This window comes from Bradyrhizobium sp. NAS80.1, assembly GCF_001908205.1.
Taxonomy (GTDB): domain Bacteria; phylum Pseudomonadota; class Alphaproteobacteria; order Rhizobiales; family Xanthobacteraceae; genus Bradyrhizobium.
In genome coordinates this window covers 1-6,098 of the sequence record NZ_LGHL01000346.1, presented here as the reverse complement: position 1 = coordinate 6,098, position 6,098 = coordinate 1, and the positions used below count along the sequence as shown (strand labels likewise).

Sequence of the window (6,098 nt, the reverse complement as noted above, 5' to 3'; positions counted from 1 at the left end):
CAGCATTCGAGCAGAAATTCCTGATCGTCCTCGCGAGGAACAACGTCGAGTTCTGTAATCGTCATCGCAGCCTCCTGTTCATGCCGCCGCTATAATGGCATTATAGCATGAGCCGTTTCGCAAGGGAGCTACGCCAATGAGCGAAGGAAATGGTACTCTCAACGTGATCGCACTCATCGCAGGCGATGCGATCGAGAGAGAGGGCGAACTGCGCTGCGGCGGCATTTCGTCAGGTGTACGATTTTACGAGCTGCTTCTGCGCTTGACCATCATCCGAGAGTTGGCTCGCGGTGCGCTTTCAGAAACAAGCCTAGCGGGGTTGCCGCCCCAAGCACATGTTGAGCTGGCTAAGTGTGTCGCGGACAGCGTCCGAAAAGCAGTGGATGAAGATCGGTCTGAGACGCAGGTTATCCATTGAGCCGCTTGAGCTCTGTTCTTCGACGCGTCCTTCACGTCGGTCTGAGAGCTGAGGCTGGCCTTTCGGCTCAGACCTGCCGCTCGCCCGAAGCCCTCCAATTGGTGACCGCGTCGTTTGACGGAAGGCGATTTCCATAGCCTTCATGTCGCTCTCAAGATCGGTCACCGCGCATATCCTCTGGACTTCCCTAGATTAGCTGGTGCGGCAAAACCGGAAAAGGTGGCGACCAGATATGCTGATGGCGGGCGGTCCCGCGATCCGCCGGGCGATCGGTAGGACCCGCCAAACGCCTCTAGCCGGGGAAAACCTCAGCCGCACACTGTCGTAGCATTCCAAAACGTATTACATGGATGCCGAGTGCAAGGATGGGTTGTGCGCTACTTCGCTGGCGCACTTGGGCGGAGAAAGCAATGGCGGTTTTCATATCTCTCACTCGGAGAAACACTGGTGGTGGGCCCGGCACGCCATGCATGGTCAACGCCGATCACATACGGTCTTTTCAAGAGAACAATAACGGAAATGCGGTTTTGTATTTCGCCGCCGACGCCACAATGACGGTCGAAGAAGCCTGACATCGTCGAAAAATCCGAGCGCCTTCGGTGAGCCGGTGACATTCATGGCGATCGTTTCCGGCGCCGGGGCAACCGGCACCGTCACCTTCAAGGACGGCGCGACGGTGCTGGGGACGGGGGGCGGTCGGCGGTGGCGGCAAGGCGACATTGACGATTGCCACGCTCAGCATCGGAAGCCACTTGATCACCGCAGTCTACGGCGGCGACGCGGCGTTCGGTGGAAGCACGTCCGCTGGCCTGGCACAGCTCGTCAACGTGCCGGCCGACAGCATCAAACTGCGCGCGTTGCAGGTTGCGGTCACCAAGATCGAGTCGCAGACCTCCGGCGCCGTCGTCTCGGGCGCGATCGATGCGGCGATCGGCGCGGGCTTCAGTGGCAGTGTCGCGCCGATTGCGGCGAGCGACAACGGATTGCGTTTCAACTTTGCGGCCGAGCCGCAGCAGGGCGTAGCCGACACCAAGCAGGAGCGCGTCGGCGACGCATTCGCGGCGCTAGGCTACGCCGGGCGCGACGGCGTGACCAAGGCACTGCCGCGCCCCGAGCCGAAGCAGTGGCTTGCCTGGGCGGACGTGCGCGGTAGCAATTGGAGCACAAGCGTGCAGACCGGCGACATCCGCGGCGGTCAGGTCAACGCATTGCTCGGGGTGACGCGCAAGATTACGGCTGACCTGCTGGTCGGAATGTTCGGCGGCTACGAGACATTCGACTATACGTCGGAACTGCTTGCCGGCCGGCTCAAGGGCGACGGCTGGACCGTCGGCGGCTATTTGGGTTGGCGGATCGCGCAAAGCGTGCGGTTCGATGCAGGCGTCGCGCGCGCCGGCATCAGCTATGATGGCGTCGCCGGGACCGCCGCCGCGACCTTCCCGGGGCAGCGCTGGATCGCCACCGCGGCGCTCGTCGGCACGTACAAGACCGCGCAAGGCTTCGAGATCGAGCCGTCGGCGCGGGTCTACGCGATCTGGGAGCACGACGACGCCTATACCGACAATCTCGGCATTACCCAGACCGAACGCACCTTCTCCAACGGCCGCGCCAGCGCCGGCACCAAGGTCGCGTATCCCTGGATGTGCAGCCCGACGGTGACGTTGACGCCCTATGTCGGCGTCTATGCCGATTACTATTTCAACAGCGACGATGCGACAGTGCCGCTCACGCCGCTCCTGCTGCCGACCCAGTTCGTGCAGGGCTGGTCGGCGCGCGTCACGGGCGGCCTCGGCGTGACGACGACGGGTGGAGCGAGGGTGTCGATCGGCGGTGAGATGGGTGGGCTCGGGTCCGACCAGTTCACGATGTGGTCGGTGCGCGGCCGCGCGTCGCTGCCGTTCTAGAGCGTTTTCGAGCGAAGTGGATACCGGTGCGCGGCCATCTCTAACGCACCAGCGGCCACGATGAGGAGCATGGCGAGCAAATCCAACGCCATGAATGGTGCTGCCAGACAGGATTGAACTGTCGACCTCTCCATTACCAATGGAGTGCTCTACCACTGAGCTACGGCAGCATGTGCTGGGATAAGAATCGGCCGCCAAGGGGGCCTACCAAGCGGGCCGATATCTGCCACAAGCCCCCCTCCTGTGCAAGCTTGCAGCACCTGTCAAAATGAGAAAATCGGGTCGATATGGGGGCCAAAATGCCTGTTTTGGCTTGAAACGACCGAGTTTCCACCGATTTGGGTTCCGCTATCCCCGGCCAACTGGCCAGTTGGCTCAAGTCTTGGGTTCGATCCATTTTGGAGTTTCGCACGATCGGATAGCGCGGGGCACTTGAGCTGCCATTTTCCTGGGGCATGTTATCGCCGATCGGTGTGATGGATCCGTGATGGCTGACGAGGACGACAAGAGTACGAGGCAGGCGAGGGCGTCCCGGGACGACCGCCTGAAATCCGCGCTGCGCGAAAACCTGAAGCGGCGGAAGGTGCAGGCGCGCGAACGCGCGGCAATCACCGAGCCCTCGCAGAATGATGATGGTCCCCCGGATGAGGGGGGCGCCGGGAAGGCCGGTGGCTAGAATTTTTGGGAGCGTGTAACGTGGCAATGGGGCAGGACGAGGTGCAACGAATCGATGGTGACACGCCGATGTCGCGGTTCACGCGCCCTGAACAGACCTTTCCGACGCTGACATCAGCCGAGATCGAGCGTGTCAGGCATTTCGGCGAGGTCCGCACCTATGCCGATGGCGAATTCCTGTTCGAGACCGGCAAGCCCGGGCCGGGCATGTTCGTCGTGCTGAAGGGCCACGTCGCCATCACCCAGCGCGACGGGCTTGGTCATGTCGCTCCACTGATCGACCAGGGGCCGGGGCAATTCCTGGCTGAGCTCGGCCAGCTCTCCGGCCGGCCGGCGCTGGTCGACGGCCGCGCCGAAGGCGATGTCGAAACGCTGCTGCTTCCGCCGGATCGCCTGCGTGCGCTGCTGGTCGCCGAGGCCGAGCTCGGCGAGCGCATCATGCGCGCGCTGATCCTGCGCCGGGTCAACCTGCTCCAGGGCGGCATCGGCGGTCTGGTGCTGATCGGACCGTCGCATTCGGCCGGCGTGGTGCGATTGCAGGGATTCCTCACCCGCAACGGCCAGCCGCATCATCTACTCGATCCCGACCGGGATAGCGACGCCGCCGAGGTGATCGCGCGCTATTCGCCGAAGCCTGAAGACTGGCCGCTGGTCGTCACCGCCGGCGGCGAGGTGCTGCGCAACCCCGGCGAAACCGAGGTCGCGCGGGCGATCGGCATGATCGGCGGCCCCCGCAACGACCGCATCTATGATGTCGCGATCGTTGGCTGCGGACCGGCGGGGCTCGCCACCGCGGTCTATGCCGCCTCGGAGGGACTTTCGGTCGCTGTACTCGACACCCGCGCCTTCGGCGGCCAGGCCGGCGCCAGCGCGCGCATCGAAAACTATCTGGGCTTCCCGACCGGCATTTCCGGTCTGGCACTGACCGCGCGCGCCTTCAACCAGGCCCAGAAGTTCGGCGCCGATATCATGATTCCGGTGACGGTGAAATCACTCGACTGCACGCGCAAGGATGGCGCGTTTTCGATGGCGCTCGACGGCAGCGATCCGGTGCGCTCACGTGCGGTGGTGGTCGCAAGCGGCGCGCGTTATCGCCGGCCGGAGATCGGAAATCTCGACAAGTTCGAAGGCCGAGGTGTCTGGTATTGGGCTTCTCCTGTCGAGGCGCGGCTCTGTGCCGGCGAGGAAGTGGCGCTGGTCGGCGCCGGCAATTCGGCCGGGCAGGCCGCCGTGTTCCTGTCGGGGCACGCCAAAAAGGTGCTGATGATCATCCGCGGCGGCGGCCTCGGGGCCAGCATGTCGCGCTACCTCATCGAGCGCATCGAGGCGACGCCGAACATTGAATTGCTCTTCAACACCGAGATTACAGCGCTCGAAGGCGACGAGGCCTCGCTGCTGCGACGCATCCGCTGGAAGAGCCGGCTGTCGAGCGACGAGGATTCCGCCGATATCCGCAATCTCTTCCTGTTCGTCGGCGCCGACCCGGCGACCGGCTGGCTCGACGGCTGCGGCGTGACGCTCGATCGCGGCGGCTTCGTCGTCACCGGCGCACAGTCCGAGCAGAACCAGGGCCGGCTCGTGGCTCCGCTCGAAACCTCGGTGCCCGGCGTCTACGCGGTCGGCGATGTCCGCGCCGGCTCGGTCAAGCGCGTCGGCGGCGCCATCGGCGAAGGCGCACAAGTCGTGGCCTCCCTGCACGGCTATCTCGGCGACGCCGCAAAACCGGCGCTTTAGTCAAGGACAAGACAAGCAAACGGCAAGCGGATTGTGACTTGCCATCTTGCGGTGTCATGCGTGACTATCCCCTCATCCTGAGGAGCGCGCTCGCGCGCGTCTCGAAGGATCGAGGCCCGGAACGATGAGCCGGGCCTTTATGGTTCGAGACGCGTGCTTCGCACGCTCCTCATCATGAGGATCTGAACACAATAAGATTCAAGGGAGGAACTAAATGGCCGAACTCGTCGTGCTCTACAAGGCGCCCAAGGATGCTGCAGCTTTCGACAAGCATTATGCCGAGACCCACATTCCGCTCGCCAAGAAACTTCCCGGCCTGAAGAAATACGCCGTCAGCAACGGGCCGGTCGGCTCCCCCGCTGGACCTTCCGGAGTCCACCTCGTCGCTATTCTCACCTTCAACAGCGTGGCCGACATCCAGGCCGCATTCGGCAGCGCAGAAGGCAAGGCGGCAGCGGGCGACGTGCCGAAATTCGCCAGTGGCGGCGCCGACCTGCTGATCTTCGATACCAAGGAAGTCTGAGCGCGTCGCGCCGGTTCGCCAATTGCGGGCCGGCGCTATGATCGATCGCTCCAATTTTCGTCGAAACCTGCCGTCGTTTGTGACAGCGATGCAAAAAATTGGAGCACGCGTTTGTCGATTCGCACGACGACGAATGGCTGCGCACGCATGTATGATGCCGGCGCAGGTGGTAATCCAATGAGGACCGTAATACTAATCTCCTGATCTCAATGCTGGAAGCGTAGGAGAGATGCCATGGTACTTGGGTTGAGCCTGCCCGCCTTCACGATGGTCCATGTCATCATCAGCCTGATTGCCATCGTCGCCGGCTTCATCGTGATGTCCGGCCTGCTCGGCTCGAAGCCGATGCCGGGCCTCACCGCGATCTTTCTGCTGTTCACGATCCTCACCAGCGTCACCGGCTTCCTGTTTCCGTTCAAGGAGCTGTTGCCGTCGCACATGATCGGCATTCTCTCGCTGGTGCTGCTCGCGATCGCCTGCATCGCGCTGTACGGCATGAAGCTCGCCGGCGTGTGGCGTCCGGTCTACATCGTGACCGCGATGGTCTCGCTGTATTTCAACGTCTTCGTGCTCGTGATCCAGTCGTTCCTGAAGATTCCGGCGCTCGCCGCGCTCGCACCCGCCGTGCCGCCGGCGCCGCCGTCTGGCCCCGTGTTTGCCGTGGTGCAGGGCATCGTGCTGGTGTTCTTCGTGGTGGTCACGATCGGTGCATGGCGCCGCTTCAAGCCGATGGCTTTTGCCTGATCGATCAGGCGCTCGCGTACGCGCCTGTTTTAGTCATTCCGGTGCGATGAAACGCATCGAACTGTCTCGCTCAACAACATCTGGATTCCGGGTTCGCGCT

6 protein-coding genes, 1 tRNA gene and 1 pseudogene are annotated in these 6,098 nt (G+C 63.2%); 7 read left to right on the top strand and 1 reads right to left on the bottom strand.

Annotated elements, in window-relative coordinates; all coding sequences use genetic code 11:
• Window positions 1-136 precede the first annotated feature (136 nt).
• The 3 genes and pseudogenes from AC629_RS43175 to AC629_RS43170 all read left to right on the top strand — a co-directional run bounded on the left by AC629_RS43175 (window position 137) and on the right by AC629_RS43170 (window position 2,322).
• Entirely contained in the window at window positions 137-418 is a 282-nt protein-coding gene (locus tag AC629_RS43175; RefSeq protein ID WP_084810689.1) for a hypothetical protein, read from the top strand.
• Between the two features lie 701 nt (window positions 419-1,119).
• A pseudogene (locus AC629_RS50065) lies at window positions 1,120-1,224 on the top strand (Ig-like domain-containing protein); the annotation flags it as partial.
• 21 nt (window positions 1,225-1,245) lie between these two features.
• On the top strand, window positions 1,246-2,322 hold the full coding sequence (locus AC629_RS43170) for an autotransporter outer membrane beta-barrel domain-containing protein (protein ID WP_349531706.1): 1,077 nt from the start codon (window positions 1,246-1,248) through the stop codon (window positions 2,320-2,322).
• Window positions 2,323-2,417: 95 nt separating this feature from the next.
• Here AC629_RS43170 and AC629_RS43165 read toward each other — a convergent pair.
• Window positions 2,418-2,492, bottom strand: a tRNA-Thr gene (locus AC629_RS43165).
• Between the two features lie 317 nt (window positions 2,493-2,809).
• Here AC629_RS43165 and AC629_RS43160 point away from each other — a divergent pair.
• From AC629_RS43160 to AC629_RS43145, 4 genes are all read left to right on the top strand, one after another.
• Window positions 2,810-2,998 carry a hypothetical protein gene (locus AC629_RS43160; RefSeq protein ID WP_084810687.1) on the top strand — a complete coding sequence of 63 codons (189 nt, stop codon included), beginning with the start codon at window positions 2,810-2,812 and terminating at the stop codon, window positions 2,996-2,998.
• Window positions 2,999-3,024: 26 nt separating this feature from the next.
• Window positions 3,025-4,731 (top strand): FAD-dependent oxidoreductase, encoded by a 1,707-nt coding sequence (locus AC629_RS43155; RefSeq protein ID WP_084810686.1) that lies wholly within the window; start codon window positions 3,025-3,027, stop codon window positions 4,729-4,731.
• Between the two features lie 214 nt (window positions 4,732-4,945).
• The gene (locus AC629_RS43150; RefSeq protein WP_084810685.1) at window positions 4,946-5,254 is read left to right on the top strand and encodes an EthD family reductase; all 309 of its coding nucleotides are present in this window, start codon (window positions 4,946-4,948) and stop codon (window positions 5,252-5,254) included.
• 234 nt (window positions 5,255-5,488) lie between these two features.
• Window positions 5,489-5,998 carry a hypothetical protein gene (locus tag AC629_RS43145; protein ID WP_084810684.1) on the top strand — a complete coding sequence of 170 codons (510 nt, stop codon included), beginning with the start codon at window positions 5,489-5,491 and terminating at the stop codon, window positions 5,996-5,998.
• The last annotated feature ends 100 nt before the right edge of the window (window positions 5,999-6,098 follow it).